At 58.4% G+C, this 2,247-nt stretch carries 4 protein-coding genes; 2 read left to right on the plus strand and 2 right to left on the minus strand.

The annotated features are described in order from the left end of the window. A partial coding sequence (locus tag ALO80_RS28245; protein WP_144434261.1) for an EamA family transporter occupies positions 1-406 on the plus strand: 406 nt, incomplete at its 5' end. A 1-nt stretch (position 407) separates the two neighbouring features. Here the strand turns inward: ALO80_RS28245 and ALO80_RS28250 are convergent. Then, the gene (locus ALO80_RS28250) at positions 408-1,142 is read right to left on the minus strand and encodes an SDR family NAD(P)-dependent oxidoreductase (protein ID WP_054984581.1); all 735 of its coding nucleotides are present in this window, start codon (positions 1,140-1,142) and stop codon (positions 408-410) included. Between the two features lie 149 nt (positions 1,143-1,291). On the opposite strand from ALO80_RS28250, the gene ALO80_RS28255 reads away from it, so the two are divergent. Further along, positions 1,292-1,867: a DUF1349 domain-containing protein gene (locus tag ALO80_RS28255; protein ID WP_055011360.1), complete on the plus strand. Its 576-nt coding sequence runs from the start codon at positions 1,292-1,294 to the stop codon at positions 1,865-1,867. Positions 1,868-1,923: 56 nt separating this feature from the next. Here ALO80_RS28255 and ALO80_RS28260 read toward each other — a convergent pair. Continuing rightward, positions 1,924-2,247: DUF3757 domain-containing protein (locus ALO80_RS28260; protein WP_055011361.1), on the minus strand; the 324-nt coding region annotated here is incomplete at its 5' end.

Consider the following 2,247-nt stretch of genomic DNA (forward strand, 5'->3'; position numbering starts at 1 on the left):
GCATCTGGTGGCGCGCCACCCGAGCGACCTGCCGCATTACCGACGCTTCGGCTATTTTTATCTCGGCGCCCTGGCCGTGGTCCTGCCGGCGTTCCTGATGTTCGGCAACCCGCAACACCTGCCCGAAGCGCCGACCCAATGGATTGTGCTGCTATTTCTCGGCCTGGGTTCGACGGCGCTGGGCATGTATTGGTGGAACAAAGGCGCGTGCATGGTCAACGGCGGCACACTGGCGGTGATGAATAACCTGCATGTGCCGCTGGGGCTGTTGATCAATCTGCTGATCTGGAACCAGCATGAGGACTTCACCCGCCTGCTGATCGGCGGCGGAATAATCGTAGCTTCGGTGTGGATCAGTCGGTTGGGCGTGCGGCGCGTGCCGGAGGGCGTTTCCGGCACGCCTTGAGTCAGACGTGCTGGCCGCCGTTGACGTGAATCTCTGCACCGTTCACATAGGACGCGCCGGCCGTGCACAGGAAGTAGATCAACGAGGCGACTTCCTCTGGCTTGCCCAGCCGGTGCATCGGCACCAGCCGCTCGACAATCTCTGCGGTGCCGGGTGACAGAATCGATGTATCGATTTCTCCCGGCGCAATGGCATTGACCCGTATCCCGTGCGGGCCGAAGTCGAAGGCCATCTCCCGGGTCAGCGCCGACAGCGCCGCCTTGGACGTGGCATAGGCAACACCTGCAAACGGATGGACCTTCGAGCCGGCGATGGAGGTGACATTGATGATGCTGCCCTTGGCCGCCTTCAACTCGTCAAACAAACCCCGGCCCAGCAGAGCGGTGGAGAACAGATTGACGTTGAACACCTTGATCCAGGTGCTGTAATCCGACTCCAGCACACCCATGCGCCCACCGTCCTCGGTCTTCGGTGAAACGCCTGCATTATTGACCAGCGCATCGAGCCGTCCGCCGAGCTTGTCCTTGATCGCCGCCATGCTCTCGCTGACGCTGTCGATGTCTTCCAGGTCCAGGTGAATATGGTTGAGCAAACCTTCAGCCCACGGGCAGTCAGCGACCCAGTTCTGCCGCGACGCCGTAAACACTTCCCAGCCAGCAGCATTGAAATGCTTGACCGTGGCATGACCGATACCCCGGCTTGCGCCAGTCAGCAAAAGCTTTTTCTTGTCGCTCATGAGTGCGTTCCGGTGTTGAGGGTGGAAGCATCATGTTTTTTGGTGGGTGGGGTGTCAATAACGGTGCGGTGATTGGCTGCGTGCGCTATGGGTATTGTGTTTGTCATTCAATAACCTACTCTCGGCATCAACCCCAAACAGGAGGCGACATGTTCGACAAAGGCATCTGGCTGAACCAACCCCGGCACTGCAGCGTGACGGACGAGCGCCTGACCGTCACCACAGACCCGCAAACCGATTTCTGGCAGCAGACGCACTACGGCTTCTGCCGCGACACCGGTCATTTTCTGGGTGTTTCGGTGACCGGTGACTTCACTGCGCAAGTGCATGTGCAGGGTGATTTCAAGACGCTTTACGATCAGGCGGGCTTGATGGTCCGCATTGACGAGCACAACTGGGTCAAAACCGGCGTTGAAGTCAGCGACGGAGCCCTGATGCTGGGCAGCGTTTTAACCTGCGGACAATCCGATTGGGCCACGGGTGCGTTTGATGATTCGTCATCCGGCCTCTGGCTGCGAGTCACCGTCGCCAAGGGCGTGCTGCGCATTCAGCACTCCAGCGACGGGCTGCGCTGGCCGCTGCTGCGCCTGGCACCATTTCCGGTGAGTGAGTCTTATGCCGTAGGGCCAATGTGCTGCAGCCCGGAGCGGGGCGGGCTGGAGGTGGTGTTCTCTCATTTTGAGGTCATGCCTGCGCTGGGCAAGGATTTGCATGATCTGACGTGAGTGACTCTTCAGCGAGCCGTTGCAGGCTCGCTGAAGAGCGACAGGGTTATTTTGTGTTACTGAACGACGGTGAACTTGCAGTTTTCAGGTGATGTTTTTTCACACACGTTATAGACCAGACCAAAAGGCCCCTCTTCTTTCTTCCAGACACTGCCTGCGGTTTTTACAGTGAAATCCTTATTGTTTTTAGCGATGAAACGCATGTCCAGCGCCTCGCGCCCACCGATGTTGTAGGTGCAGTGCTGCAACATCTGAGGTGCGTCTGCACCCTCTTGAATAGCGATGGCCAAGTCAAAGGACTGCACAGGCATTTTCTTTGTTACAACGCCTTGCAGCACGCCTGTCCACTCGCCGTTATTGCCGTTCGCCCGGTATACACC

The organism is Pseudomonas caricapapayae, from assembly GCF_001400735.1.
In the GTDB taxonomy this organism is placed as follows: domain Bacteria; phylum Pseudomonadota; class Gammaproteobacteria; order Pseudomonadales; family Pseudomonadaceae; genus Aquipseudomonas; species Aquipseudomonas caricapapayae.

What these genes read in the sequence shown, in the direction of transcription:
- ALO80_RS28250 (WP_054984581.1), bottom strand. Translation starts at nt 1,142, where the DNA reads ATGAGCGACAAGAAAAAGCTTTTGCTGACTGGCGCAAGCCGGGGTATC.
- ALO80_RS28255 (WP_055011360.1), top strand. Translation starts at nt 1,292, where the DNA reads ATGTTCGACAAAGGCATCTGGCTGAACCAACCCCGGCACTGCAGCGTG.